This window comes from Klebsiella variicola, from assembly GCF_000828055.2.
Taxonomy (GTDB): domain Bacteria; phylum Pseudomonadota; class Gammaproteobacteria; order Enterobacterales; family Enterobacteriaceae; genus Klebsiella; species Klebsiella variicola.
The window spans coordinates 2,622,896-2,649,764 of the sequence record NZ_CP010523.2; the positions used below are offsets into that span (position 1 = coordinate 2,622,896).

General features: G+C 61.1%; 26 protein-coding genes and 1 pseudogene. 12 read left to right on the top strand and 15 right to left on the bottom strand.

Annotation, left to right across the window (positions count from 1 at the left end; all coding sequences use genetic code 11):
* Positions 1-151: 151 nt before the first annotated feature.
* From fabF to SP68_RS28330, 5 genes and pseudogenes are all read right to left on the bottom strand, one after another.
* Entirely contained in the window at positions 152-1,426 is a 1,275-nt protein-coding gene (gene fabF / locus SP68_RS12345) for a beta-ketoacyl-ACP synthase II (protein ID WP_040968528.1), read from the bottom strand.
* 19 nt (positions 1,427-1,445) lie between these two features.
* Positions 1,446-3,008 carry a DHA2 family efflux MFS transporter permease subunit gene (locus SP68_RS12350; RefSeq protein ID WP_015958439.1) on the bottom strand — a complete coding sequence of 521 codons (1,563 nt, stop codon included), beginning with the start codon at positions 3,006-3,008 and terminating at the stop codon, positions 1,446-1,448.
* On the bottom strand, positions 3,005-4,048 hold the full coding sequence (locus SP68_RS12355) for an HlyD family secretion protein (RefSeq protein ID WP_004179962.1): 1,044 nt from the start codon (positions 4,046-4,048) through the stop codon (positions 3,005-3,007). Before SP68_RS12355 ends, SP68_RS12350 begins: the two co-directional genes overlap by 4 nt.
* On the bottom strand, positions 4,032-4,589 hold the full coding sequence (locus SP68_RS12360) for a winged helix-turn-helix transcriptional regulator (protein ID WP_012541677.1): 558 nt from the start codon (positions 4,587-4,589) through the stop codon (positions 4,032-4,034). The genes SP68_RS12355 and SP68_RS12360 overlap by 17 nt, the downstream gene beginning before the upstream one ends.
* A pseudogene (locus tag SP68_RS28330) lies at positions 4,586-4,705 on the bottom strand (hypothetical protein); the annotation flags it as partial. The gene SP68_RS12360 and the pseudogene SP68_RS28330, both read right to left, overlap by 4 nt.
* Before the next feature lie 205 nt (positions 4,706-4,910).
* Here SP68_RS28330 and asd point away from each other — a divergent pair.
* The gene (asd, locus tag SP68_RS12365) at positions 4,911-6,029 is read left to right on the top strand and encodes an aspartate-semialdehyde dehydrogenase (protein ID WP_022064960.1); all 1,119 of its coding nucleotides are present in this window, start codon (positions 4,911-4,913) and stop codon (positions 6,027-6,029) included.
* Positions 6,030-6,066: 37 nt separating this feature from the next.
* On the opposite strand, the gene SP68_RS12370 is transcribed toward asd, so the two are convergent.
* From SP68_RS12370 to hpxW, 5 genes are all read right to left on the bottom strand, one after another.
* Positions 6,067-6,489 carry a GNAT family N-acetyltransferase gene (locus tag SP68_RS12370; RefSeq protein WP_012541679.1) on the bottom strand — a complete coding sequence of 141 codons (423 nt, stop codon included), beginning with the start codon at positions 6,487-6,489 and terminating at the stop codon, positions 6,067-6,069.
* 85 nt (positions 6,490-6,574) lie between these two features.
* Positions 6,575-6,961, bottom strand: coding sequence for an oxalurate catabolism protein HpxZ (gene hpxZ, locus SP68_RS12375; protein WP_002905421.1), 387 nt, complete (start codon positions 6,959-6,961; stop codon positions 6,575-6,577).
* Positions 6,958-8,355, bottom strand: coding sequence for an AtzE family amidohydrolase (locus SP68_RS12380; protein WP_008804827.1), 1,398 nt, complete (start codon positions 8,353-8,355; stop codon positions 6,958-6,960). Before SP68_RS12380 ends, hpxZ begins: the two co-directional genes overlap by 4 nt.
* Positions 8,352-8,537 (bottom strand): oxalurate catabolism protein HpxX, encoded by a 186-nt coding sequence (hpxX, locus tag SP68_RS12385; RefSeq protein ID WP_040968527.1) that lies wholly within the window; start codon positions 8,535-8,537, stop codon positions 8,352-8,354. The genes SP68_RS12380 and hpxX overlap by 4 nt, the downstream gene beginning before the upstream one ends.
* A gap of 10 nt (positions 8,538-8,547) precedes the next feature.
* The gene (gene hpxW / locus SP68_RS12390; RefSeq protein ID WP_012541682.1) at positions 8,548-10,134 is read right to left on the bottom strand and encodes an oxamate amidohydrolase; all 1,587 of its coding nucleotides are present in this window, start codon (positions 10,132-10,134) and stop codon (positions 8,548-8,550) included.
* Positions 10,135-10,313: 179 nt separating this feature from the next.
* On the opposite strand from hpxW, the gene hpxU reads away from it, so the two are divergent.
* The 7 genes from hpxU to hpxK all read left to right on the top strand — a co-directional run bounded on the left by hpxU (position 10,314) and on the right by hpxK (position 16,715).
* Positions 10,314-11,153 (top strand): MurR/RpiR family transcriptional regulator HpxU, encoded by an 840-nt coding sequence (gene hpxU / locus SP68_RS12395; RefSeq protein ID WP_008804829.1) that lies wholly within the window; start codon positions 10,314-10,316, stop codon positions 11,151-11,153.
* A 214-nt stretch (positions 11,154-11,367) separates the two neighbouring features.
* On the top strand, positions 11,368-12,153 hold the full coding sequence (locus SP68_RS12400; protein WP_004143665.1) for a transporter substrate-binding domain-containing protein: 786 nt from the start codon (positions 11,368-11,370) through the stop codon (positions 12,151-12,153).
* A 9-nt stretch (positions 12,154-12,162) separates the two neighbouring features.
* Positions 12,163-12,828 carry an amino acid ABC transporter permease gene (locus SP68_RS12405; protein WP_004176117.1) on the top strand — a complete coding sequence of 222 codons (666 nt, stop codon included), beginning with the start codon at positions 12,163-12,165 and terminating at the stop codon, positions 12,826-12,828.
* Complete coding sequence (locus tag SP68_RS12410; RefSeq protein ID WP_040968526.1) at positions 12,828-13,484, top strand: amino acid ABC transporter permease; 657 nt, start codon at positions 12,828-12,830, stop codon at positions 13,482-13,484. Before SP68_RS12405 ends, SP68_RS12410 begins: the two co-directional genes overlap by 1 nt.
* Complete coding sequence (locus SP68_RS12415; protein ID WP_004179947.1) at positions 13,465-14,202, top strand: amino acid ABC transporter ATP-binding protein; 738 nt, start codon at positions 13,465-13,467, stop codon at positions 14,200-14,202. The genes SP68_RS12410 and SP68_RS12415 overlap by 20 nt, the downstream gene beginning before the upstream one ends.
* A gap of 15 nt (positions 14,203-14,217) precedes the next feature.
* On the top strand, positions 14,218-15,459 hold the full coding sequence (locus SP68_RS12420; RefSeq protein WP_008804831.1) for a pyridoxal-phosphate-dependent aminotransferase family protein: 1,242 nt from the start codon (positions 14,218-14,220) through the stop codon (positions 15,457-15,459).
* On the top strand, positions 15,456-16,715 hold the full coding sequence (gene hpxK, locus SP68_RS12425; protein ID WP_040968525.1) for an allantoate amidohydrolase: 1,260 nt from the start codon (positions 15,456-15,458) through the stop codon (positions 16,713-16,715). The genes SP68_RS12420 and hpxK overlap by 4 nt, the downstream gene beginning before the upstream one ends.
* 32 nt (positions 16,716-16,747) lie before the next feature.
* On the opposite strand, the gene SP68_RS12430 is transcribed toward hpxK, so the two are convergent.
* Positions 16,748-17,725, bottom strand: a complete 978-nt coding sequence (locus SP68_RS12430; RefSeq protein WP_040968524.1) for an NAD(P)H-dependent flavin oxidoreductase — start codon at positions 17,723-17,725, stop codon at positions 16,748-16,750.
* A gap of 174 nt (positions 17,726-17,899) precedes the next feature.
* Between SP68_RS12430 and SP68_RS12435 the strand changes: the two genes are divergently transcribed.
* Both SP68_RS12435 and SP68_RS12440 read left to right on the top strand, forming a co-directional pair.
* Positions 17,900-18,805, top strand: a complete 906-nt coding sequence (locus SP68_RS12435) for a LysR family transcriptional regulator (RefSeq protein ID WP_162493318.1) — start codon at positions 17,900-17,902, stop codon at positions 18,803-18,805.
* An 87-nt stretch (positions 18,806-18,892) separates the two neighbouring features.
* Positions 18,893-19,381 carry a hypothetical protein gene (locus SP68_RS12440; RefSeq protein WP_025712450.1) on the top strand — a complete coding sequence of 163 codons (489 nt, stop codon included), beginning with the start codon at positions 18,893-18,895 and terminating at the stop codon, positions 19,379-19,381.
* A gap of 232 nt (positions 19,382-19,613) precedes the next feature.
* Here SP68_RS12440 and SP68_RS12445 read toward each other — a convergent pair whose 3' ends face one another.
* Both SP68_RS12445 and SP68_RS12450 read right to left on the bottom strand, forming a co-directional pair.
* On the bottom strand, positions 19,614-20,714 hold the full coding sequence (locus tag SP68_RS12445) for an NADH:flavin oxidoreductase/NADH oxidase (protein ID WP_012541688.1): 1,101 nt from the start codon (positions 20,712-20,714) through the stop codon (positions 19,614-19,616).
* A gap of 107 nt (positions 20,715-20,821) precedes the next feature.
* Entirely contained in the window at positions 20,822-22,429 is a 1,608-nt protein-coding gene (locus SP68_RS12450; RefSeq protein ID WP_040968523.1) for an FAD-NAD(P)-binding protein, read from the bottom strand.
* 276 nt (positions 22,430-22,705) lie between these two features.
* On the opposite strand from SP68_RS12450, the gene SP68_RS12455 reads away from it, so the two are divergent.
* A complete protein-coding gene (locus tag SP68_RS12455) occupies positions 22,706-23,938 on the top strand; it encodes an MFS transporter (protein WP_012541690.1) in 1,233 nt (410 codons plus the stop codon).
* Positions 23,939-23,978: 40 nt separating this feature from the next.
* Here the strand turns inward: SP68_RS12455 and SP68_RS12460 are convergent, their stop codons facing one another.
* Entirely contained in the window at positions 23,979-24,893 is a 915-nt protein-coding gene (locus tag SP68_RS12460; protein ID WP_040968522.1) for a DMT family transporter, read from the bottom strand.
* A gap of 203 nt (positions 24,894-25,096) precedes the next feature.
* Between SP68_RS12460 and SP68_RS12465 the strand changes: the two genes are divergently transcribed.
* The gene (locus SP68_RS12465; RefSeq protein ID WP_008804840.1) at positions 25,097-26,197 is read left to right on the top strand and encodes an iron-containing redox enzyme family protein; all 1,101 of its coding nucleotides are present in this window, start codon (positions 25,097-25,099) and stop codon (positions 26,195-26,197) included.
* On the opposite strand, the gene SP68_RS12470 is transcribed toward SP68_RS12465, so the two are convergent.
* Complete coding sequence (locus SP68_RS12470) at positions 26,173-26,751, bottom strand: TetR/AcrR family transcriptional regulator (protein WP_023340166.1); 579 nt, start codon at positions 26,749-26,751, stop codon at positions 26,173-26,175. The genes SP68_RS12465 and SP68_RS12470 overlap by 25 nt on opposite strands.
* Between the last annotated feature and the right edge of the window lie 118 nt (positions 26,752-26,869).

Below are 26,869 nucleotides of genomic sequence, written 5' to 3' on the forward strand. Positions count from 1 at the left end.
GATGACCGATAGCGAAGATCTTGATAAAGGTCACTGCCACGCCGTGGCGGCGCTTCGTCGTCTGCTGTGGCAGAAGAGGGAGATCAGTGACTGAGTAGGGTGTCCGGGTGGAAATTCCCCGCCGGCCAGTGCCGGCGGGGGGAGTTGACGATTATTCCCAGCGTTTCAGCAGCAGGCTGGCGTTAACGCCGCCAAAGCCAAAACCGTTCGACAGCGCATAACGCATTTTCTGCGGGCGGGCCTGCAGCGCCACCAGATTGAGACCTGCCGCCTCTTCATCGGGGTGATGCAGGTTCAGCGTCGGCGGCACCACCTGATCGCGCAGGGCCTGAATGGTGAAGATGGCCTCGATCCCGCCGGCCGCGCCTAACAGATGGCCGGTGGCGGATTTCGTCGAGGTAATGGCGACCGGATGGGCGCCAAACAGCGTTTTAATCGCCGCCAGCTCACCTTTATCACCTACCTGCGTTGAGGTGGCGTGGGCGTTGATATGGTCAATCTCGTCGACGGTCACCCCGGCCTGGCGAATAGCGGTCTCCATGGCCCGACGTGCGCCGTTCCCGTCTTCCGGGCCAGCGGTCAGGTGATAAGCATCTGCGCTGGTGCCGTAGCCCACCAGCTCGGCCAGCGGCGTGGCGCCGCGCGCCAGCGCGTGCTCCAGAGATTCGATCACGATAAGCCCCGCGCCTTCTCCCATCACAAAACCATCGCGGTCACGGTCAAAGGGGCGGGAAGCGGCTTCCGGCTGGTCGCTGGAGGCGCTGGACAGCGCCCTTGCTGCGGCAAACCCGGCAAGGCTAACGCGATGAATCGCCGCTTCCGCGCCGCCGCAGAGGGCGATATCCGCCTCGCCGCTGCGGATCATCCGCGCCGCATCGCCAATGGCCTGGGCGCCAGCCGCACAGGCGGTGACCGGCGCGCCGATGGGCCCCCGGAAACCGTGGGCGATAGACACATGCCCGGCGGCCAGGTTGGCCAGAAAAGAGGGGATGGTGAACGGCGAGAGGCGACGCGGCCCGCGTTCATCGGTGGTATGTACCGCATTGGCGATCTCGCTGAACCCGCCGATCCCGGTGGCGATCACCGTGGCGGTGCGTTCCTGTTCGGCCTCGGATGCTGGCGACCAACCGGCCTGGGTCAGCGCTTCGCGGGCGGCGACCAGCGCAAACTCAATAAAGCGATCCATCTTTTTGCGCTCTTTCGCCGGGATGGTCGCCAGCGGGTCGAAGCCGTGCAGCGGATCGCTGTCAATGGACGGCACCTGGCCGGCCACTTTGCAGGGAATATCCGCGACCAGCTGCTCGCTGAGCCGGGTGATCCCTGACTTTCCTGCCAGCAGCGACTGCCAGACGTGCTGTACACCGCAGCCCAGCGGGCTGACAATCCCCATCCCGGTGACGACAATGCGTTTAACGGAAACGCCCATAATTAACTCTCCTGTAGTATCAGTGTGCCGGCGGCTTTTTCATCAAGGGAACCAGCAGCGCGGCAAGCAAAAAACCCATCATGATGAGGTAGAAAGCATCGGAAAATGCCTGGGTTCGCGCCTCCCGCAGCGCCAGCGCGGAAAGATTTTTCAGCGCCGCCGTCTGCGCGGCATCCGGCGAGATCCCCTGGACGGTGAAGTTTGCCGCGCTGCGCTGAACAAAATCGCTCATTGCCAGGTTGGCGTTATTCAGATGGTCCGCCAGGCGGCTGTAGTGCAAATTGGTTCTGTCGTTAAGCACCGTGCCGCACAGGGCGATGCCGATGGCGCCCCCGAGGTTGCGCATCAGATTAAACAGCCCGGAGGCCAGCTTGAGGCGCGCGGGCGGCAGGCTGCCCAGCGTCAGGGTCACCGTTGGCGCGACGGCAAACTGCTGCGCCAGTCCACGAAAGGCCTGCGGGAGCAGCAGCTGATCCGCCCCCCAGTCGTGGGTGATCGGAACAAAGCTGTACATCGACACCGCAAAGCCGATCAGCCCGGCCATCAGCAGCCAGCGCAGGTCGACGCGGTTGGCGAGCCACGAATAAAACGGAATAGACATGACCTGGAACAGACCGGTGGAAAATACCGCCAGGCCGATCTCCAGCGCACTGAAACCGCGCACGCTCCCCAGATACAGCGGGGTTAAATAGATGGTGGCGAAGATGCCGACGCCGGCCATAAACGAGAAATAGCAGCCGAGGCTGAAGGTTCGATCCTGCAGGGCGCGGAGATCCATCACCGGCTGCGGATGGCGCAGGGTGCGGATAACAAAGGCCACGCCGCAGAGCAGGGCGACCCAGGCGGTGGTCGTCAGGGTCGCGTCATCAAACCAGCCCCAGCGCGGACCTTCTTCGAGGGTATATTCCAGGCAGCCGAGGGACAAGGCCAGCAGCAGAATACTGAGATAGTCGGCGCCGCGCAGCAGAGTGGGGTCGGCGCTGTCTACTTTTACCAGCAGCGGCACTGCCACCGCGATGTAAATCCCCGGAACCACGTTGATAAAGAACAGCCAGTGCCAGTTGTAGTTTTCGGTGATCCAGCCGCCCACCGTTGGACCCAGCGTAGGGGCGAGGGAGGCCAGGCCGCCGATCGTCGCCGCGGCAATAACCCGCTGTTTGCCCTGGAAAAAGGCGAAAGCGGTGGTGAACACCAGGGGGATCATCGACCCGCCCGCCAGTCCCTGCAGGGCGCGGAAGGCGATCATACTCTGGATGTTCCACGCCCAGCCGCACAGCAGGCTCATCAGCGTGAAGCCCGCCGCGGAAGCGGCAAACAGCCAGCGGGTCGACATGACCCGGGCCAGCCAGCCGGAAAGCGGGATAATAATGATCTCGGCGATCAGGTAGCTGGTTTGTACCCAGACGGTTTCATCGTCGCCCGCCGACAGGCCGCCGCCAATATCCCGCAGCGAGGCGGAGACGATCTGGATGTCGATAAGGGCAATAAACATCCCCACGCACATGCTGGCGAAGGCGAAGATCTTCTTCGCCGTCGGCATCGACAGACCCTGCGGGGCGGACAGCGCCTGAACGGTGCTCATCGAGGGCTCTTTTCGTTCACGGTGACGATCACCGACAGTCCCGGGCGCAGGACGTCAAGCTTTGCCCCGTCACCTTCCAGCGCAATGCGGACCGGCACCCGCTGCACGATTTTAGTGAAATTCCCGGTCGCGTTCTCCGCCGGCAGAATGCTGAAGCGTGAGCCGGTCGCCGGCGCCAGGCTGGCGACATGACCCTTAAAGGTATGGTTCGGCAGCACATCGGCGACGATGGTCACCGGCTGACCGGCACGCATATGCGCCAGCTGGTTTTCCTTGAAGTTGGCGTCAATCCACAGGCCGTGCGCGGGTACCAGGGAGAGCAGCTGCGTACCGCTGCTGACGAAGGAGCCGGACCACGCGCGGCGGTTGCCAATCACCCCATCGAACGGTGCGCGAATGTCGGTATAGCTGAGGTTCAGCCTGGCCATCTCGAGGTTAGCCTGGGCCTGCGCCAGGGCAGCCAGGATTTGCTGCTGGCGAGCATCCAGCACCGCCAGCTGACGTTCGGCCACGGTTTTATCCGCTTTGGCCTTCTCCTGCTCGGCGTGCGCCCGGCGATAATCGGCGGAGGCGTTATCGCGGATCTGTGCGGAAATCGCGCTCGACGCGGCCAGGGCGTTATAGCGTCGGTTGTCGTTAGCCAGTTTTTCGGTTGCCGCCGTGGCGGCGAGTAACGAGGCCGCAGAGCCGGCAATGGTCGCCTGCTGAAGCTGGCGGGTAGCCTGAATATCGGCCAGCGCGGCCTGCTGCGCCGCCACTTCTCCGGCGGCTTTCGCGAGGGCGGCGCGATAATCGCGGTCGTCAATGCGGATCAACAGGTCACCTTTTTTCACCGCCATATTGTCCTGCACCGCCAGCTGCTGGATATAGCCGGAGACTTTGCTGGAGATGGCGCTAATGTCGCCGCCGACATAGGCATCATCGGTGGTCTGCATAAAGCGCCCGGTATGCCACCAGTAAGCGCCGTAGCTCGCTGCCGCCAGGGCGGCAGCGCCCAGGGCCGCCAGGACAAGAATATTTTTCTTACTGGTCGGATTCATTGCTGGCATCTCTGTAAGGTTCAGGCTGGAATTTTTGCCCGCTATCGCCTTCGCGTTTGCGCAGCAGATATTCATGACGATATTTCATCAGCGGCGAGGCGGCGGGGCCCGGCACCATGGCGTATTTACCCGGAATAATCTCTTCCCCGGTCGCTTTATCCACCATGACTGGCTCCACCCGTCGCTGGGTGGCGGTTTCCACCAGCTGCATCTGACGGCCTTCGGGGGCGAAGTGGCGGTTACCCCATTCCGCCAGCGCCAGCAGCACCATGCGAAAATCGCGGCCGCGTTGCGTAAGGTGGTATTCGTAGCGCGGCGGGGTGCTGCTGTAGCACACCTTCTCCAGCAGCCCGTCGTCGACCAGCGCCTTCAGGCGGCGCGACAGAATATTGGGCGCGACGTTGCTGCTTTTCTGGAACTCGTCAAAGCGGGTAAAGCCCGCGAAGGCGTCACGCAGGATCATGATGCTCCAGCTGTCGCCGATGCGGCCAAGGCTGCGGGCGATGGGGCAGGGAGCGTGGCAAAGCGGTTCATTTTTCATGGGCTGTCCAGTAACCAGGTGGCTTTTGCCAGCAAATTGACATAGTCACTATCAAAATGCAAGTTACTCTTCACGGTACCCAGGGGAGAAGCCGCTCCCGTTTCGCTACGTCGTTTCTCCTTTGAATGCCGAAAAGAGGGACAGTCGCCGCCACCTTATTCCTGCTTTGCCGTAATAAGAGATAAAAATCGCTGATGGCGGATGAAACATTTTAATAATGATAGAAATCGATGTGGTGGGTAATGACCTTTATTAAGGGATGCGATATAAAGTACGGCGAAATGCAAATTAACATTCTCATAACTTATAAAGGTTAAATAAATGAAGCAGGTGGGTATTGTTGGCTGGCGGGGAATGGTAGGCTCTGTATTACTGCAAAGAATGATCGAAGAAAATGATTTCGACGATATTTCAGCGCATTTTTTTAGTACCTCAAGTGCGGGCGGTGTGGGCCCGGTTATTAATGGTAAAAGCGACATCCTTAAAGATGCGAATTCCCTTAGCGCCCTCGCCGAAATGGATATCATCATCACCTGTCAGGGCGGGGAATATACCAAAGCCATCTATCCAGCGTTAATTAACCATGGCTGGCAAGGTTACTGGATTGACGCCGCTTCGGCGCTGCGGATGGATGAAAAAGCCTGCATTATTCTCGACCCGGTCAACCGCGATAATATCGATCGTGCCGTGAAAGCAGGAGTGAAACTGTTTGTTGGCGGCAACTGCTCCATTACGCTGAGCCTGATGGGGCTGGCCGGGCTGATCAAGGCTGACCTGATCGAATGGATGAGCGTGATGACCTATCAGTCTGCCTCCGGAGCGGGCGCCAAACAGGTGCGGGAATTAATCGCGCAAAGCGCTTATATCAGTCAGCATTTATCTGCAGATGAACTGACGGCATCAGGTTCCGTGCTGCCTTTAGTCAATAAAGTGAGTGAGTTGATTAATAGCGCGGGTATGCCGGTGGAGAATTTTGGCGTCCCGTTGATGGGCAGCATCATTCCCTGGATCGACAGCGATTTAGGCGATGGAAATAGCCGCGAAGAATGGAAGGGCGAGGCGGAAACCAATAAAATTCTTGGCCTTGCGCCCGGCACCATTCCGGTCAATGGCTTATGCATTCGGGTCGGCGTGATCCGCTGCCACAGCGCTGCCATTACCCTTAAACTTAAACGTGAGGTCAGCGAAGCGGAATTCGCTGAGTTAGTCACCCATTCCCATCCATGGGTAAACTATGTCCGCAATAATAAGCAAGAGAGTGTCAGTCAATTGACCCCGGCTGCTACTAGTGGTTCGCTGCAGGTAGGAATTGGCCGCTACAAGAAAATGTCGTTAAATAATGAACCCGTCTACTCGGTGTTAACGGTTGGCGATCAGCTACTGTGGGGTGCGGCGGAACCCCTGCGCCGCATGTTAAATATCCTGCTGGGCAAAATATAGTTACGGTCATCCGGGGAAAGCCCTCGCGCGCAGGCGGTTAAGACAAATGTTTAACGAAGCGTTTGCGGACCTCCTTGTAGCCGTTATTTTCATAAAATTGATGCGCTCTGATTCTTTTTTCACTGCTTGAAAGTTCGATCTGAGCGCATTGTTTATCGCGGGCGAGGCGCTCTGCGGCATGGAGAAGTTGCTGGCCTATCCCTGATCCACGTGACGATTCCTCGATGACCAGCGCGGAAATTAATGCCCATAAACGGTTCTCATGTACCGGTAAAATAAAATTGATAACGATTACGCCACACACGGCGTTTTCTGTTTCCGCCACCAGCGCACTCATCATACTCTGCGGGGCAGTGATGCGTTGTTCTATGATCGCCGTCTCCGTCTGATAGCCCAGTTGCAGAAATAGCGTTTTCAGCGAGGGGATATCTTTTGATTCAGCCGCTCTGATGAACACCATGATCTTCGACTCCAAATAGCGTGTTACCGGACCGGAAGCGGGCCGGTGGATACCTTATTCTCCGGTCCGCTCCCGTATACGCCACTCAGTCCATCAGACTGACCTGGGCGGCGACAATGCGCCAGCCGTAGGGGAAGCGTACCCAGGTCTGCTGCTGGCGGCCCAGGCGGGCGCTGCCTTCGCGGGTGAACTCGGTGCTGCACACCGCCATATCCGCGCCAAAGGTAGTAATGGTGGTATGGCGCAGATCGCGGGCCAGACCGGCGGCGGGGCGGGCGGCGCGAAAGGCGCGGATCGCCTCGATGCCATACAGATTTTCGCCGGCTCCCAGCCGTACGGTGCGCGGGTCGTGCCAGAACAGCGCATCCAGCGCCTCGATGTTATTGCTGACCAGCGCCTCTTCATACTGATAAAACGCCGCCGTCACCTCGGCGAGGATCGCCGGGCGGTCTACATTATCCAGATTGATCATGCTGCACTCTCCGCCACTCGGGCATCGGTAATGCCCATCGCTTCCAGCGCCCGCGCGGCGCGAAGACAGGCTTGTTCGTTAAACGGCGCGGCAATCAGCTGCAGGCCAATCGGCTTACCGCTGGCGGTACGCAGGGGCACGGTCACCACCGGCAGACCGAGGAAGGAGATCGGCTGCGTTAGCATTCCCATGCTGGCGCGCACCGGCAGCGGCTGGCCGTTAATTACCATCTCCTCCGCGCCTATCGGCGTGGCGCTGCATGGGGTGGCGGGGGCGATCAGCACGTCGGCCTGGCTGAACAGGGATTTCATTGCCTGGCGAGCATGACGGCGAAAACGCTGAGCCTGCAGATACCATGCGGAGGGGATCATCGCTCCGGCAAGCAGCCGCTCGCGGGAGTGAGGTTCAAAACGCTCTGGCGAGTGGCGAAGATCCGTCAGGTACTGATTGCCGCCTTCGCTGGCGCTGATGATAAAGGCCGCCGAGCGGGCCAGCGCGGCATCCGCGAACTGCAGCTCGCTGTCGGCGCCCAGCGCGTGGGCGACCCGATCCACGGCCGCCCGGGCGTCGTCATCGCACCAGGTGGTGAAATAGCCGCCCAGCCGCGCGCAGCGCAGCCCCTCCAGTCCGCGCTCCAGCAGATTGCCGGTGCGCTCGCTGGCTTTATCAGCCTGAAAGTCATCGGCCGGGTCGCGCCCCTGCAGAGCGTCATACACCGCGGCGAGGTCGGCCACCCGGCGGGCAAAAGGACCAATATGATCCAGACTGGCGACAAACGGATGGCTGCCAGAGCGCGAAAGGCGACCGAAAGTGGGTTTCAGGCCAAAGATCCCGCACAGCGACGCGGGGACGCGGATCGAGCCGTTGGTGTCGCTGCCGAGGCTGAAATGGACCAGCCCGGCCGCCACCGCCGCGGCCGAACCGCCGGACGATCCGCCGGCGATCCGCGACAGATCGTGCGGATTGCGCGTCGCGCCATAGTGGCTGTTTTCAGTGGTAAAGCCGTAGGCGTAGGCGTCCATATTGAGCATCCCGCTGAGCAGGGCGCCGGCGCTGTGCAGCTGGCGCACCGCCCAGCTGTCGCTGGTCGCCGGCGGCCGGTCGCTCAGCAGTTCCGCCCCGGCGAGGGTGGTATGCCCGGCGACATCAAACAGATTTTTCACTGCGTAAGGAATCCCTGCCAGCGGCGGCAGGGGGCGCTTTTCCCGGCGCAGGGCGTCAATGCTGTCGGCCTCCGCCAGCATGCGCTGGGCGGTGACCTCGGTCCAGGCGTTGATCTGCGGATTCGCGCGGGCGATGTCGTCCAACGTCTGGCGGGCGATCTCCCGGGCGCTCAGTTCGCCCTCGTGCAGCGCACGCTGGATCTCGGCGATGGTGAAGTGATGAAGAGTCATGCTTTATACACCCCCGCAATCTCCTCGCGCGGCCCGAGGGGATACTCCATCAGCGGCTGCGCCATGGCGGCGATGCGGGCAAACTGGCGCTCCAGCTCTTCACGACGGGGTGCATCCAGCTCCAGGTGCAACAGGTGAGTCATCTGCGTCAGATACTCGCTCCAGTCTGGCTGTGTGGTCATGGTCTGCTCCTTAGTATCCGGCGGCGGCGCCGTTGCTGCGTGGATCGGTCGCCCCTTCAAGCAGGCCGTTGGGATGGCGGACAATGGCGCCGGCGTGGCCCATCGCTTCGCTGAAATCAGCCAGCACTTCCACTTCGTGCCCCAGCTCGCGCAGTCGCGCGATACAGGCGGGGGCAAAGCGTCCCTCCAGCTTCAGTGAATCGGAGGACTGGCCCCAGGTGCGGCCCAGCAGCCAGCGCGGACGGGAGATGCTCTCCTGCAGCGGCACCCCCTGCAGGATATAGCGGGTAAACAGCGCCGCCTGAGTTTGCGGCTGACCGTCGCCGCCCATCGAGCCATAGACCATCACCCGGCCATCGTTCAGGCGGGCGGCGGCAGGGTTGAGGGTATGGAATGGCTGTTTGCCAGGGGCCAGCGCCAGGAGATGCTGCGGATCGAGGCTGAAGGCCGCCCCGCGGTTTTGCCAGACGATCCCGGTGTCCGGGAGCACCACGCCGCTGCCGAACTCGTGATAGATACTCTGAATAAATGACACTGCCAGTCCGCTGTTATCCACGACGCCCATCCAGACGGTATCGCCCGGGCCTTTGCCGCGGCCCCAGGGGGAAGCGCTGGCGTCGTCGATGCTGTCGGCCAGCGGCTGCAGGGCTTCCGGGGTGAGCAACTGCTGTACATCCACATCCAGATGGCGTGGATCGGTGATATGCGCATCGCGCAGGGCAAATGCCCGCTTGGTGGCTTCGACAATACGGTGCACTGTTTGCGCGTCGTCGGCATCGGCCATGTTCAGGCGGTCGGTGATGCCAAGGATCGCCAGCGACACCAGTCCCTGCGTCGGCGGCGCAAGATTCCACAGCGTGCCCTGCTGGTGCTGGAGCGTCAGCGGCGCCGGACGCCGGGCGCGGTGGGCCTGCAGGTCGCCGAGGGTGATCGGCATCCCCAGCGCGGCCATACCCTGCGCGAGACGCTCGGCCAGCGGCCCGCGATAGAAACTGTCGAGACCGTCGCTGGCCAGCATGCGCAGGGTACCGGCGAGGGCGGGCTGGCGAAAGCGGCTGCCGGGCCGCGGGGCCTCGCCCGATACCAGCCAGGTTTCGCTGAAGCCCGGCTGATGGCGCAACTCTTCCAGTTTGCTGGCGGTGGCGTGGGCTTGCGAGGCGGTGACCGGAATACCGTCTTCGGCATAGCCGATCGCATCGGCCAGCAGGCGGGCCACCGGCAGCGCGCGGCCGGTTAAGTCCCGTGAAATACGCAGCGCCTCGTCCCAGCCGCTGACGGTGCCGGCGACGGTCAGCGCGGCCTGCGGTCCCCGGTGGGGAATATGCTGCTGTCCGGCGTAGGCCTCGAGGGTCGCCAGCGATCCGGCCGCCCCGCTGGCGTCAATGGCGATGGGGTCTCCCTCAGGCGGTACGATCAGCCAGAAGCCATCGCCGCCGAGGCCATTCATATGGGGATAGACGACGGCGATGGCCGCCGCGGCAGCCACCATCGCTTCAATGGCGCTGCCACCCTCGCGCAGGATCGCCAGCGCGCTCTGACTGGCGAGGTGATGGGGGGCCACCGCCATGCCGTGGGTCGAAACGTTGCTACTGTGCATAAATTATCCTTTCTGAACGAATCACCCGCAGAACACTGCAAAAGCTGTTCCATCTCTGAACGTTTCGTTTCATTGATAAAAACAATGACCAGAATTTTCCCACTGGCACGCTATGTGTAAGGCATAGCAGATACAGTATGATGAGGGATGGATGATGAAACGAAAGTTACAGGGGCGCTATGCAACAACTCGATGAACGACTGAAAGGGCAATACGCCTCGCTGTCGCCGCAGGAGCAGCGGGTGGCGGATTTCATCTTTGACCACTTTGATGACCTGATAAGCTACAACAGCGCCGAGCTGGCGCAGCTGAGCGGCGTGTCGAAAGCCACCGTCAGCCGGCTGTTCAAGCGCCTCGGTTACGACAAATATAAGGATATGCGCGATGAACTGCGCACCCTGCGCCAGAGCGGGATGCCGCTCACCGACCAGCGCGACGCGGTGCAGGGTAACACGCTGCTGGCGCGCCATTATAAGCAGGAGATGGCGAATCTCACCCAGTGGGTCAACGCCCTCGACGCCCGCCAGTTCGCCGAGGCGCTGACGGCGATGGTGGCCGCGCGCCGCATTGTGGTGGTGGGCATGCGTAACGCCTATCCGGCGGCGCTGCACTTGCGCCAGCAGCTGCTGCAGGCCCGCGGCCAGGTGCTGGTGCTGCCCCAGCCGGGTCAGAGTCTCAGCGAAGAGCTGGTCGATCTGACCGCCGATGATCTGGTGGTAATGATGGCGTTTCGCCGTCGGCCGCGAATAGTACGCCCGCTGCTGCAGCAGCTGCAGCGCGACGGGGTGCCGGTCCTGTTAATGTGCGAGCCGCAGGCCCACAGCCTGTTTCCGCTCTCCCGCTGGCAGCTCTGCGCGCCGCTGGACAGCGTCTCCGCCTACGACAGCTATGCCTCGGTCAACAGCCTGATTAATCTGCTGGCCAATGCCTTTCTCCATGAAACGCTCGACAGCGGTCGTCCGCGCATCCACGATATCGCCACGCTTTATCAGCAACTGGACGAGCTGGAACAACGCTAATGGGGCGCCAGCGTGGTGCTGTGCATTATTATGGTGCAAGAAAAACCACGTGATGGCGCCGCCGCTCGCTGAACACTTTCCCGTTAACGCTTGTCCTTTCTCACTTTTTGTTTTAATTCCTCGCCAACTCTCGCCTCGTCTGTATCTGGCACATTAGTTGCAAAAACAGATTCAAAGAATCTTTTGTTTCATGCTAACGTAACGGGTAAACATCATGAAGAAACTGTTGATCGCACTGGCCGGGGCCGCTTGTCTCCTTTCGTCTGTTTCTGCCGCGCAGGCTGACCAGCTCCAGGATATTGAAAAACGCGGCGTCATTCGTATTGCCGTGCCTCAGGATTTTCCGCCGTTCGGCTCGGTGGGCACCGACCTGCAGCCGCAGGGGTATGACATCGATATGGCGCGCTATCTGGCGAAATCGATGAAGCTCAAGCTGCAGCTGGTCCCGGTGACCAGCGCCAACCGCGTGCCGTATCTGCAGACCGATAAGGTGGACCTGGTGATCTCCAGCCTCGGCAAGAACGCCGAGCGCGAGAAGGTGATCGACTTCAGCCGCGCCTACGCGCCGTTCTTCCTCGGCGTGTTTGGCCCGAAAGGGGCGGAACTGAAGGACGCGGCCGCGCTGAGCGGCAAAAGCATCGGTGTGACCCGCGGGGCAGTGGAAGATATGGTACTGACCAGCGTGGCGCCGCAGGCAGCGCAGATTAAGCGCTACGAGGATAATAACACTACGCTGTCGGCTTACCTGTCCGGTCAGGTGCAGTATGTCGCGACCGGCAATCTGGTGGTGGCGGCCATCTCCCGGCAGAACGCCGACAAAGCGCCGGTGCCGAGCTTTATGCTGAAGGACTCGCCGTGCTTTATCGGTCTGAAAAAGAACGAACCGGCGCTGAAGGCGAAAGTGGATACCCTCATCGAGCAGGGCATTAAGGACGGCACCCTCAACGGTCTGTCTGAGAAGTGGCTGAAAGCGCCACTGCCTGCCAGCCTCGGCGCGTAAGGTCTGGGGATGACGGAGCAACTTCATTTCTCTGAGCTCTGGCCGCACTGGCCGGAGCTGCTGGCCGGCCTGTGGGTGACGGTGCAGTTGACGGTGCTGGCGACGATCGGCGGACTGGCGATCGGCATCCTCGGGGCGGCGATCCGCAGCGGGCGCCCGGGAATGCTCAGCCGGGTATGGGGCGGATATGTGGAAATCATCCGCAACACGCCGTTTGTGGTGCAACTCTTTTTTATCGTCTTTGGTTTACCGAACCTTGGACTGAAGATGACCGCCGGTGAAGCGGCGCTGCTGGCGATGGTGGTTAACCTCGGCGCCTATAGCACCGAGATCGTCCGCGCCGGTATTCAGGTGACGCCGAAGGGCCAGTGGGAAGCCGGTCGCGTGCTCGGGCTTAGCAGGACGCAAACCTTCGTTCGCGTCGTATTGCCCCCGGCGCTGCAGCGGATTTACCCGGCGCTGGTCAGCCAGTGCATCATCGTGATGCTCGGCTCGTCAGTGGTGTCGCAGGTCTCCTATGAGGAGCTGACCTTCGCCGCCAACCTGATCCAGTCGCGGACATTTTTGAGCTTTGAGGTCTATCTGGTGACCACCGGGATCTACTTAGCGTTATCGATAGCGATGCGCCAGCTGCTGATGGCGGCGGGGCGTAAATGGCTGGGGGTACAGGCCTGATGACCACTTTTACTGACTGGGACATTATCCGCAACCTGCTGCTGGCCGGTCGCTGGACGGTGCTGCTGTCGCTGGTCGCGTTCACCGGCGGGGCGCTGGTGACCTTACCGTTACTGCTGCTGCGTCTCACCGGCGGACGCCAGGTGAAACGGCTCATCCGCGGCTACATCGAGCTGTTTCAGGGGACGCCGCTGCTGATGCAGCTGTTTCTGGCATTCTTTGGCGTGGCGCTGTTCGGCATTGACGTCTCGGCGTGGACCGCCGCCTCGGTCGCTCTGACGCTCTACACCAGCGCCTTTTTGCTGGATATCTGGTTCGGCAGCATTCGCGCGCTGCCGAAAGGCCAGTGGGAGGCCTCGCGGTGTCTCGGGCTGAGCTTCGGCCAGACCTTGTACCGCGTGGTGGCGCCGCAGGCGCTGCGCATTGCCATCGCGCCGACGGTGGGCTTTTCCGTACAGGTGATCAAAGGCACGGCGCTGGCATCGATTATCGGCTTTGTGGAGCTGACCAAGGCCGGGACGATGCTGACCAACGTCACTTATCAGCCGTTTAAAGTGTTTGCCCTGGTGGCGCTGGGCTATTTCATTCTGTGCTATCCGCTGTCCCGCTACAGCCGCTATCTGGAGAACAAATTCAATGCCTCTCATCACCATTAATCAGATGCAGAAGTACTACGGCGACAACCATGTGTTGAAGGGCGTCGATCTGGATATCGACATGGGGGAAGTGATCTCGATCATCGGCCGCAGCGGCTCGGGTAAAAGCACCCTGCTGCGCTGTATCAATGGTCTGGAGGGCTACCAGGAGGGCAGTATCAAGCTCGGGGGCATGACCATCACCGACCGCGATTCACAGGCCCGGGAGATCAGCCGCTCTATCGGCATGGTGTTCCAGAATTTTAACCTGTTCCCGCACATGACGGCGCTGGAGAACGTCATGCTGGCCCCGCGGCGGGTGCTGAAGAAGTCCCAGGCCGAATGCCGGGAGCTGGCGCAGCGGATGCTGGAGAAGGTCGGTCTTGGCGACCGTCTGGATTACTATCCGGCCAATCTCTCCGGCGGCCAACAGCAGCGCGTGGCCATTGCCCGGGCGCTGGCCATGTCGCCGAAAGTTTTACTCTGTGACGAAATCACCTCGGCACTCGACCCGGAACTGGTGGGTGAAGTGCTGAAGGTGCTGGAGCAACTGGCGGCGGAAGGTATGACGCTGATCCTCGTCACCCATGAAATGAATTTTGCCCGCGAAGTGGGCGACCGCGTGGTGTTTATGCATCAGGGACGCGTCTGGGAGCAGGGCGACAGCAAAACGCTGTTCGCCAGCCCGCAGACCAGCGAACTGAAACAGTTTATCTCCTCGGTGCGCGGTCTTAACTAACGTAAGGAATGGCAGATGGATATCACTCAGTTTTCGCAAATTAACCCGCCGCAGCGCCTGCTGATGGGGCCGGGGCCGATCAATGCCGACCCGCGCGTGCTGCGCGCCATGTCGAGCCAGCTGGTTGGCCAGTACGATCCGGCGATGACCCACTACATGAATGAAGTCATGGCGCTCTACCGCGGTGTGTTTCGCACCGAAAATCGCTGGACGATGCTGGTCGACGGCACCTCGCGCGCCGGGATCGAAGCGATTCTGGTGTCGGCGATCCGTCCGGGTGACAAAGTGTTGGTGCCGGTGTTCGGCCGGTTTGGACATCTGCTGTGCGAGATCGCGCGTCGTTGCCGGGCAGAGGTGCACACCATCGAGGTGCCGTGGGGCGAGGTCTTTACGCCGGATCAGGTTGAGGACGCGATCAAGCGCGTGCGCCCGCGCCTGCTGCTCACCGTGCAGGGCGATACTTCCACCACCATGCTGCAGCCGCTGGCGGAGCTGGGGGAGATTTGCCGTCGTCACGAAGTGCTGTTCTATACCGACGCCACCGCGTCGCTCGGCGGTAACCCGCTGGAAACCGACGCCTGGCAGCTGGACGCCGTGTCCGCCGGGATGCAGAAGTGCCTGGGCGGTCCTTCCGGCACCTCGCCCATCACCCTCAGCCCGCGGATGGAAGAGGTCATCCGCCGCCGTCGTTGCATTGAGCAGGGGATCCGCACCGACGCCCACCACGATGGCGTCGACGAGATGATCTACTCCAACTATTTCGATCTCGGCATGGTAATGGATTACTGGGGGCCGGAGCGCCTTAACCACCATACCGAAGCGACCTCGGCGCTGTTCGCCGCCCGGGAGTGCGCGCGCCTGATCCTCCAGGAGGGACTCGACAACGGCATCGCCCGCCACAAACTGCACGGCGATGCGCTGCTGAAGGGCATCCAGGCGATGGGGCTCGAGACCTTTGGCGACCTGCGGCACAAAATGAATAACGTGCTAGGGGTGGTGATCCCCAACGGGGTCAACGGCGATCAGGTACGCAAACTGATGCTGGAAGATTTCGGCATTGAAATTGGCACCTCGTTTGGTCCGCTGCACGGTAAAGTCTGGCGCATTGGCACCATGGGCTATAACGCGCGTAAAGACTGCGTGATGCAGACGCTCAGCGCGCTGGAAGCGGTCCTGAACTACCTCAAGTTCACCACCACTCAGGGCGCGGCGATGCAGGCGGCCTGGGATCACTACCGCACCGAGGCCACCCTATGAGTGATACCGCCCGCCAGCAGGCGGAGAGAGAAGCGGCTGCCAGCCGGGTGATGGCGCGTGCCGATCGGCTGGCCACCCTTAGCGAAACCGCCGATGCCCTGACCCGGGTCTATCTGTCGCCCGAGCATCAGCAGGCCAACCAGTTGGTGGGCCAGTGGATGCAGGCTGCCGGCATGATGGTGTGGCAGGACAGCGTCGGCAACATCTGCGGACGCTATGAAGGACAACAGGAGGGGGCGCCGGCGGTGCTGCTGGGCTCTCATCTTGACACCGTGCGCAACGCCGGGCGCTACGACGGCATGCTCGGCGTGCTGGCGGCGATTGAGGTGGTCCAGCGTCTGCACCAGCAGGGGCGACGGCTGGCAAAGGCAATCGAGATCGTCGGCTTTGGCGATGAAGAGGGCACCCGCTTTGGCATCACCCTGCTCGGCAGCCGCGGCGTCACCGGCACCTGGCCTGAAAGCTGGCTGTCACAGTGCGATACCGACGGCGTGAGCGTCGCCCAGGCGCTGGTGAATGCCGGACTCGATCCGGCGCGGATCGGCCACGCGGCCCGTCACCCGCGGGATATCGCCGCCTATCTGGAACTGCATATCGAGCAGGGGCCGTGCCTGGAGCAGGCGGGGCTGGCGCTCGGCGTGGTGGAGGCGATTAACGGCGCCAGACGGCTGAACTGCCGCTTTACCGGCGAAGCTGGCCATGCCGGCACGGTGCCGATGCTCCACCGCAAGGATGCCCTCGCCGCGGCGGCGGAATGGATGGTGCAGGTGGAAAACCTGACCCGGCAGCGCGGCGGTAACCTGGTGGCGACGGTCGGCACCCTGCGCTGTGCGCCGGGCGCGGTGAACGTGATACCGGGCGAGGTGCAGTTGACGCTGGATATTCGCGGCCCGCAGGATGCGCCGCTGACGGCGCTGCTGGATGAGCTGCTGGGCGAGGCGCAGGCCATTGCCGGGCGTCGCCAGCTGCGTTTCGCCGCCGAGGAGTATTATCGCATCGCCGCCACCGCCTGCGACAGTCACCTGCAGGCGGTGCTGAGCGAGGCGGTGATGGCGGTGCAGGGGCGTTCGCTGACGCTGCCGAGCGGCGCAGGGCATGACGCCATCGCCATCGCCGAGCGCTGGCCATCGGCCATGCTGTTTGTGCGTTGCCTGGGGGGCGTCAGCCATCACCCGGCGGAGTCGGTCACTGCCGCCGACGTCGGGCTGGCTATCGACGCTTTCTCCCGGGCGGTAGAGAAGGTGGCCGACGCCTGATCGCGCCGGTTGCCGTGCCCCGGCTGGCGGCTTCACACCGCCAGCTGGTTGACCACCTCGGCGACGGAGGTGATGGCATGGATGTTGCCGATCCCCACGCCCACCGAGATATACCCCTCATCAGTATTCCCCTCCAGCATGCCCAGCCGCATCCCGCGCAGACCGCCCATCGCCTGGGCCAGCTCGGCTTTTGAGGCGCCGGCACGATCCATGGCCACCAGTGTGTCGCTCAGTTTGCCGGGCAGCGCGCGGTAGTAGTCCGGCAGGGTACGGAACAGGCGCAGATCCAGACCGTTGGCGGCCACAATTTTCGCTTTCACCGAGTCGGGAACCCGGCTTTCGATGGTGCTGATAAATACCGAGCCGGCGAAAACCCCTTCCGCACCGAGGGCGTGGACGGCGCGCGCGCCCCGGGCGTCGGTGATCCCCCCGGCGGCCATCACCGGAACCCGCTGTACCGCGTCAACGATCAGCGGGACGATGGTGAAGGTCCCGAGGGCGGTACCCGGCAGCGTGCCGCCTTCGTCAAAGCCGGTGGCGACAATAATATCCGCGCCGGCCTGCTCCGCGCGGCGGCTGTTCTCCGGGGTCGGGTTGATGTCACGATAGATAATGGTGATCCCGGCGGCTTTCAGTTCGTCGAACAGCGCCGGTTTTAACGAACCATCGCCGTAGCCGGTGTAGACCACCACCTTGACGCCTTCCTCTTTGATCACCGGCAGGATCGCCGGCGTCCAGATATCGTTTTCCGCCGTCGGGATCAGGTTGACGCCAAAGGGTTTCTCGGTCAGCTGTTTGGTTTTGCGGATCTCTTCGCGCATTTTCTTGGCGGTGGCCTCCGGGGTGGAGACGGCGGTTGCCGCCGTCAGTCCAGCGTTCGGGCCCAGCACGCCAAGCCCACCGGCGTTACCGACGGCCGCCACCAGACGCGCATCGGTCAGCCAGGAGAGCGGTCCCTGGACCACCGGTTTTTCAATACCCAGAATACGGGCGACGCGGTTAGGTTGCATGATATTTTTCCTTGTATGTTAATAAGTTATAAATTTTTTCGCCCCAGCGATGCGGCAATGAGGGCAGTGTAGGCGTCTTTATTGTTTTAAAAAATGAGCAAAAACTTTCATCACTATTATTAAATTAGTAATAATGTGAACTAATGAAGAGGTGGGAGGCGGGCCATCATGCAAATGAATCTGTTTGAAAATATTAAAATTTTTATTGAAATCGTCGATGCCGGTAGCTTTGCCCAGGCGGCGGAAAATTTGCAGATCCACCGACCGGCGGTGACCAAAGCGCTGCAGCAGCTGGAGCAGGAGAGCGGGGTCCGGCTGCTGCAGCGCACCACCCGGCGTCTGTATCTTACGCCGGAGGGGGAAGAGTTTTATCGCCGCAGCAAACCGTTGCTCTCCCAGGCCGACGATCTGCTGGAGTCGTTCGCGCCGGACCGACCGATCCGCGGTCAGCTGCGCGTTGATATGCCGATCGCCTTTGCCCGGCTGCTGGTGATCCCGCATCTGCCGGATTTTTATCAGGCTCATCCGGAGGTGGAGATTGTCCTCAGCAGCTCCGACGTACGCCGGGATATGCTGCGCGATGGTCTGGATTGCCTGCTGCGGGTGGGGGATCTTGAGGATGGCGACTATGTGGCGCGTTCGCTGGGGGAGGTGGCGTTAACCACCTGCGCCAGTCCGGGCTATCTGGCGCGCTATGGGGCGCCCGCGACGCTGGAGGACCTGCAGTCGCATCTGGCGGTGAACTGGGTGAACAGCAGCAGCCGGCAGATTATGCCCTGGCGATTCCAGACCCCGGAGGGCATCAGGCAGATCGCCATTCCCGGTAAACTGGTGCTGGACAACTCTGAAGTCTTTACTGCCGCCGGGCTGGCGGGGCTGGGGATGCTGCAGGGGATGCGTTTCTTTTTGCAACCTTATATCGACAGCGGGCAACTGGTGGAAATTTTGCCGGACTTTCCGGCGCCGCGTCGACCGTTGTCGCTACTCTATCCGCACCGGCATCTGTCGCATAAGGTGCGGGTCTTTGCCGACTGGCTGCAGGGGCTGGTAGCGACCCTGGATCGATCGGTGTCGGCTTGACTCTGCCGACTGAGCGATTATATATAAAATGTGAATGCTATTAAGCAATGAATCACAAAGCTGGATAACGACTTAACCTGTAAGGGAATGCTGATGAAACTCTGGAATAAAACACTACTTGCTTCCGCTCTGTGTCTGACCCTGTTTGGCTGCGACGATGCGTCGAAAGTGGATAACAAACTGGATAAGGCCAAAGATAATGCGGAGCAGATGAAGGATGCCGCGGCGGACAAAGCGCAGGCGATTAAACAGGATGCGGATAAGCAAATCGATACGCTGAAAAGCCAGGCTGACGCCGAGGCCGACCGCCTGAAGGATCAGGCCAGCGCCATCAAGGCGGAGGCGGACAAGAAAGCGGATGCCATCGCCCAGCAGGCGAAAGCCCAGGCCGATGCCGTGAAGCAGAACGCAAAGCAGGAAAGTGACCGCATAGTCAAAGAGGCGGGTCAAATCAAAGACAATGCCATCGGCGACGCCAATCAGCTCTCGGCGGAGGCGGCGAGCAAAACCAAGGCCATCCAGGACAGTATCGCGGCGGACAAACAGAACACCACGCCACCGCCCGCCCAGCAGTAACCTGCGCTGTTTGCCTGACCCGCGCCAGGAAATATAGGGAGCGGAGCCTGATAGATTGCCCGGCGGCGCTGCGCTTGCGCGGGCCTACGCAGGGAGCGGGTTGGCTGCGCAATGACCGGGTATCATCCTTTTGTAGGCCGGGCAAGGCGCCGCCGCCGCCCGGCACGTGGACCGCCATAACATCCTGCTCAGGGGTATCTTACGATACCCCTTTTTTATGCGCGCTGCGGGTTCAACGGTTTGGCAGCAGGGTGCCTTTCAGGCCGTGTGGCTCGGAGCGCAGGTACTGCGAAGGGACGCGAACCTGGGCGCCGAGGCTGGCCGCAGCGTGCCACGGCCAGTGCGGATCGTAGAGTACCGCGCGGGCGAGGGCGATCAGGTCGGCATCGCCATCCTCCAGCGCCGCTTCCGCCTGCTGCGGATCGGTGATCAGCCCCACGCCAATCACCGGGATGGCAACCTGCTGGCGAATGTCGTGGGCGAATGGCAACTGATAACCCGGTCCGACGGTGATCGACTGCTGCGGCGACAATCCGCCGCTGGAGACGTGAATATAGTCGCTGCCCAGCGCTTCCAGTTGCTGGCTAAACTGAATGGACTGCTCGCAGTCCCAGCCGCCTTCGACCCAGTCGGTAGCCGACAGCCTGACGCCCACCGCCATGGTGTTGCCCACCGCCTCGCGGATCGCGTTAAACACTTCCAGCGGATAGCGCAGACGGTTTTCCAGAGAACCGCCGTACTCATCACGGCGCTGATTGCTGAGCGGCGAGAGAAACTGGTGCAGCAGATAGCCGTGGGCGGCGTGCAGTTCAATCAGCTCAAAGCCCAGACGCTGGGCGCGCAACGCGCTGGCGACAAACGCCGCTTTGATGCGCGCCATATCGGCAAGGCTCAGCTCGGCGGGGGCGCGGTCGCCATCGTGAAACGCCACGGCGGAGGGGGCAACGGTTTGCCAGCCACCCTCATTAAGGGCCAGCTGATGACCACCCTGCCACGGGGCCGCGCAGGAGGCTTTGCGTCCGGCGTGCCCCAGCTGGATCCCCAGGCGGATCGGCGACCAGGCCCGAATATCCTCTACCACCGCGCGCAGCGCGTTTTCGGTTTCATCATCCCACAAACCCAGATCCCCCGGCGAGATACGTCCCGCTGGCTCTACCGCCGTGGCTTCCAGAATTAACAGGCCAGCGCCGGAGAAAGCCAGCTGACCAAGATGGATCCGGTGCCAGGAGGTGGCTTTACCCTCGTCGGCAGAGTACTGACACATGGGGGCAATAACGATGCGGTTATCCAGCGCCAGCTGACCAATACGCGTCGCGCTAAAAAGATGGCTCATGAGTACCTCGTAAAAGTTAGACAGGATCTTGCATGGGGGCAAACAGTCACTGTTTATAGCACGCCTGTTTGCCCTCCTTTATTCGGATATTGCGTTTAAGCAGCCCGCTATTCGATAAACCACAGGCGGCGCCGGCGGCCCGTTGCCTGCTGCGACACGGCACGGGCCATCGCGCTGCCAATTTCGGCGCTGGCCGTCAGCCCCTGCACAAAGGGACGATCGTGCATCAGCCAGGGAAGGGCGCCGAAAGCGACCCGGCCGCGCAGCGTCTCGGGCGCCTGCAGCGTGTAGTCATCGCCGACGTCCGGAATGTCGTCGCCGCAGGCCAGCAGCTGCTGGCGCAGCGATGGGAAGGGCAGATCCCGGGTTTTCAATGCTTGTTGCCCGCGGGCATCGATAAACACATCGAATTCACAGCGCTGCTGATGATGGACAATCAGCGTTCGGTGAGACTCGCGCTGCAGGTCATAATCCTCGCCGAGCGCCACAATACGCAGAATACCGGCCTGGTGCAGGGCCAGCAGCCGGCGAATGGATTCCGGCGGGATGGCGGCATAGTTATCGATAAACACCCGGGCGAGCCCGCGCCGGAAGCGGCGGCTGTCCTCGTCGTTGAGTTCCGGCACCACGCTTTCAATCGCCTCGTGCAGGCGGAGAATGGCATAGCGCCAGGGCACCGTGTGGTGTTCGCGCTTATTGCGCTCCACCTCCTGCAGATTGCGTTGCGCCCACTGGAACGGGTCATGGGTGAGACGGTCGGCAAACCAGGCCTCGGCGATGCTGTCAGGCGTTAGCTGGCGCAGCCCCGTCGCCTCGCACCAGGCTGGGGCGGCATATTCCAGCTCCTGCACGACCAGCTCGAATACCCGATCCAGTAGCCCGTCACTGCCCTGCGCGACGGCAGCCTCAAGGGCGGCAGGGGTGGCAATCTCCAGCGGCTCCCATGGGATCGGACAGTAAAAATCGGCTTCCGGGAGCACCCCATTGCGCGACAGCAGGGTGATCTCCAGCGCCTCGCTGCCAGGATGGAGGGTAAAATGGGTCGTTTTGTCGTTCTCAGTATGGAAAACACCATGCTGGGCCACCACGGCGATGGCGGCATCAATGGCGCTTAAAGAGGTCCCGAGGATCCCGACCCGACAGGGCGCGATCCGGGCGTCCATCAGTCCGGTCCACGGACTGGGGAAATACTGTCGACTGGCGCGCTCTTCCTCAGGCCACAGATGGCCGGTGGCAATCGCCACCAGGTCGACGATAACCGGCGCTGCCGCGCTATCAGTGTGGATAGCGATCCCGGTGGGCTGGACGGCAATATCCGTCACTTCACAGGATTCACAAACGCTAACGATGAAGCCGGCGTCCCGGGCCCGCTCTGTGAGATACAGAAAACGGTCGCGATAGTACTCGCCGAGGATCACTCGCGGCAGGAACTGGCGCTCATGCAGCGTGTGCCGCTCGAGGCCGCGCGCCGCCAGCCAGGCGTCGCTGTGCTGCTGCAGCCATTGCAGATAGGTCAGGTCGATAGGGGGGATCTCAATGCTGGCGATGTTGGCCAGCATTTGCGCCGCCGTATTATCGTCACTGTAGGGCATACCCACCCCGGCCTGCGCCTCTTTTTCAAACAGGGTGATCGCCAGCGGCTCACCACGCTTCACCAGTTCATAGAACGTGTAAATCCCCGTCGGCCCCACGCCGACGATGGCAACTCTCTTCATGATTCTCTCCCTTCCTGTGGGCGGATGCGGCATGGACAGCGGTTCATTGACGCCAGCCTGTCTTTAATTCTGGTCGAAAATTGCCGATCCGGTGGGCCGTTACACGCAATTTGAAACAAATTAGCAGGCTAATAAACTTGCCGACGGCCGGAAAAAGGGTGTAATTAACAAAAGAGCAACTTTCTATACAAACAATTTACATAAGCGGTGACACCAGCTTGCTCTGCCGGGCGCCGCGCAAGCTCCCGGCAACCCCGTCGGGATAGGGATGACAAGATGCATGGCTGGACTTCACGACAGCGCAACGCGGCGATTGCCAGTTTTTTAAGCTGGACGCTCGATGCTTTCGATTTCTTTCTGTTGGTCTTTTTACTGAGCGATATCGCCCACTCGTTTCACGTCGACCTTGAAGAGGTCACTCTGGCGATTCTGCTTACCCTGGCCGTGCGGCCGATAGGCGCGCTGATTTTCGGCAGGGCAGCGGAAAAGTATGGCCGCAAACCCATTCTGATGCTGAATATCGTCTTCTTCTCCGCCTTTGAGCTGCTCTCCGCCGCCGCGCCGTCGTTGCTGCTGTTTTTTCTGCTGCGGGTGCTGTATGGCGTGGCGATGGGCGGGATCTGGGGCGTGGCCTCGTCGCTGGCGATGGAGACGATCCCCGACCGCTCGCGCGGTCTGATGTCCGGTCTGTTCCAGGCGGGATATCCCTTCGGCTATTTGCTGGCGGCCGTCGCCTACGGCCTGCTGTTTGAACAACTCGGCTGGCGCGGGATGTTTGTGATTGGCGCCGCGCCGGTGCTGCTGCTGCCGTTTATCTATTTCTGCGTCGAGGAGTCTCCGGTTTGGCTGGCGGCCCGGCAAAGTAAAGCGAGCACGGCGCTGCTACCGGTACTGCGTAGTCACTGGAAACTGTGCCTGTACCTGGTGGTGCTGATGGCGGCCTTTAACTTTTTCTCCCACGGGACGCAGGATCTCTACCCGGTCTTTTTGAAAGTCCAGCACGGCTTCGAGCCTAAAACGGTCAGCATCATCGCGGTCTGCTACAACATCGCCTCGATTATGGGTGGAGTGTTCTTCGGTTCGCTGTCGGAGAAGATTGGCCGACGCAAAGCGATTATGATCGCCGCCCTGCTGGCGCTGCCGGTCATTCCACTGTGGGCTTTCGCCAGCGGCTCGCTGGCACTGGGGGCGGGGGCGTTTCTGATGCAGTTTATGGTGCAGGGGGCCTGGGGAGTGATCCCCACCTGGCTCAATGAACTGGTCCCGGCCAACACCCGGGCGGTGCTGCCTGGCTTCGTCTATCAGCTGGGTAATCTGCTGGCTTCGGTGAATGCCACTCTCCAGGCGTCAATCGCCCAGCATCATGGGCATAACTACGGTCTGGCGATGGCCCTGGTGGCCGGTACGGTGGCGATTGTCATTACCGTCCTGACCTTCTTTGGTCGCGAGGGACGGGTGATCCAGCCCGCAGGAGCGGGACATCGCCAGCCGCTCTCCACCAGCCGTTAACTTCTGCTGCCGGGCGTCGTCAGGCGCCCGGCAGCGTACGTTAGCCGCGCAGACGAATTGCCGCCGCCTGGCGTTTCTCCAGCGAGCAGATCCCAATCCCCACAATGATAAACAGGGCGCTGAACAGATGCCAGGCATGCGGCTGGGTATGCAGGAAGAGGATGCTCAACACCCCGCCGGAGAGCGGGATGATATGGGTGTAAATTTCTCCCCGGGTGGCGCCAATCGCGGCGATACCTTTGTTCCAGAACAGATAGGCCAGCCACGACGGGAAAATCACCAGATACGCCAGGCCGCTGAGGAAAAACGGCTCGCGCCAGGCGGCCCAGTCCTGCGCCGGGTGGCGCATCAGCCAGAAGATGACGATGGGCAGCAGGATCAGGGCGCCGAGCAGCGAGCTGACGGCGACAAAGCCATTCGCCGGGATCCGGCGGTCCTTCAGACGTAATAGCGAGCAGTAGAGCGCCCAGCTCAGCGCCGACCCCATGGCCCACAGATCGCCGACGGAAAAGGTATGCAGCGAGGTGGCATGCAGTGGGTTCCCCTGGAATAACAGGATCATCACGCCAAGGGTGCTGAAGATGACCCCCAGCCAGTTGCGGGCCGATACCGGGTCACGAAAAATCAGCCGGTTAATCAGCAGCACCATGCTTGGCGTGGCGGACATATAGATGGCGGCGTTGAGGGCGGAGGTGGTTTGCAGGCCAATATAGAGCGTGAGCGGGAAGCTGACCTGGCCACAGAGCGTTAGCACCAGCACCGCCGGCGCGTTTTCCCGCAGCAGGTGGCGGCTGGCGGCGATCTGCCGGCGGTAGAGCAGGCCCAGCAGCAGCGCCGTCAACGCCCATCGCGCTTCGGTCATCAGGATCGGATCCACGCCCTGAACCAGCACGTGACCGACCACGTAATTTCCCCCCCAGAACAGGGCGGCCAGCGTCAGTAACAGATAGGGCATGCTGATTCCTTGCGTCGCTTATCACTGTACTAGATGGTAACTTTAATAATTTTATAATATCAATATTTTTATAGTGGTCTTTTCTGTTATTTATTAAAAGTATTTATTTTACAATATGATATTTGTTATTCCTAAATTTTCGTTGCCGCGTTGCGAACGGTACTATACCGTATATTTGCCATGCATTTAACAGGGACAAATCCATGCGTAACACAGAAAATGGGGTCATTGGTAGTGACCAGACCGCGGTGATGGCCAGGCTGACACTGGATGAGTTAATTGACCAGCTTCTGCACAGCAACGCGCTGTCGCTGAAGCTGACGGCCAACCCGCTGGTGGCCGACAGAGCCTGGCATCTGACTGAGAATACCTGCATCCGCGCCTTCTCCGCTGATGATCCACAGGCCAAAAAGCGGGCTCACCATGCGCTGTTCATCCTCTATCAGTCCTGGCTTGCCGACCCGCTCTCGCCAGCGGCAGCCAATCAGTTTCATCCGCTACTCTCCGGGATCAGAAACTACATTGAGTCTGAGTGGCTGCGGGCGGAAAGCAAACGTTTCCACCGCCAGAGACCGGTGCTTAACGCCGGCAATATCGTCGACGAACTGCGCGCCTTATGCCAGCAGCACCCGGCGTCTCATCATCCGCTGTTCGATTTCCTTGCCAGCGAGGCCTCCGCGGCGCAGATCGACTATTTCTTCAAAAGCGACAGCGCGCTGAATCTGCTGTTCTTCGATCTTGTGGCGATGGGGCTGGTCGGTTCGCTGCCGGAAACCCGCGCCGAGATTGCGCAAAATCTGTGGGATGAGATAGGTCAGGGCAGCACTGAGATCACCCACGTCAATCTGTATAAGGATTTACTGAAGCGGCGGAATATCGCGTTGCCGGACAATCATTTTGCCCATTTGTACGAGTGGCAGGGTCTGGCCGGGTATAACGCCTTTATGCTGGGCGGCGTAAACCGTCAGCATTATTACAAATCGCTGGGGGTCATGGCGATGACCGAGCTGCTCGACCCACCGCAGTATGAAAAGCTGGTGGCGGGCTGCCGGCGGATTGGGCTTTCCGATCGCGACGTACATTACTATGCCGAACATATCACCGTCGATATCGGTCATGCGGACGGCTGGCTGAACAATGTGATTGTGCCGATTGGCAAAAAACATCCGGCGGCGATGGAGGAGGTCTACTTTGGCGCCGCGCTGCGCCTGCAAACCTGCAACGATTACTATGATTGCCTGCTGGCGGCCCTGCAGTCGCTGGACGGCAGCGCATCATCTCACAGCGTACCGCCTTCTGAGTAAATAAGCGCTTTGGCTGCGCTCCAGGCGGTGATCCCCGGTGGGATCTCCCGGCATTCGGCGGACTCGGCCTGCTGAGCGGCGATGGCGCCATCGATGAGCATCACCATCATCATGGCCACCCGCTCGGCAGGTTCCGGTTTTAACACCTGCAGGAGGATATCGCGGAAGAACTGCCAGAGGAGCGACTTGAATCGGGAGCACTGCTCCCGGATCGCCGGCGATGACGCGCCATATTCAAACAGTGCGCGGGTAAACATGCAGCCGTGGAATGTGTCGCAGGTAAACCAGCGATGGTAGTAGTCGAACACGGCAAACAGCTTCTCCCGCGCGCTGGCTTTATCCGCCGTGATCTGCGCCAAATCCTGCATAAATTCGCTCTCTTTCTGCTTGAGGATAGCCAGAATGAGCGCCTCTTTATCGGCGTAATAGCGGTAAAAGGTCATTTTGGAGATGCCGGCATGTTCAGCAATCCGCTCGATGCTGGGCGACTGATATCCTTCGCGATTAAACAGCGCGCTGGCGTGGCGGAGAATGTCCGCTTGTTTTGGCTTCATGCGTTTTCCTGTCGAATGTTCGCTGTCACGACTGCCGGTGACACGGCCGTCCTGCGACAGCGGTGCATTATGCCGGATCTTGCCGCCAGACGGGCAAAAAAGTAAATCAGCCGCGGTT